Genomic DNA, 238 nt, shown 5'->3' on the forward strand with positions numbered 1-238 from the left:
GCCCTGGCAGGTCCCGGCGCCGACCCTAAATTGTGGGACTACCTGCCTTACGGCCCGTTTGCCGATCGCGCCGCATTCGGTGCCTGGCTGAACAGACACGCCGCCAACACCGACCCGTATTTGTTCAGTGTGGTCGACCGCGCCAACGATCAGGTGCAGGGCATCCTCAGTTTGATGTCCATCGTCCCAGCCCAGGGCCGTATCGAGATCGGCCATGTCACCTTTGGCGCGCCGATGC

1 pseudogene is annotated in these 238 nt (G+C 63.4%); it reads left to right on the forward strand.

Annotation, left to right across the window (positions count from 1 at the left end):
• A pseudogene (locus AC0L2F_RS35960) lies at positions 1–238 on the forward strand (hypothetical protein); the annotation flags it as partial.

The organism is Bradyrhizobium sp. Ken64, from assembly GCF_055807555.1.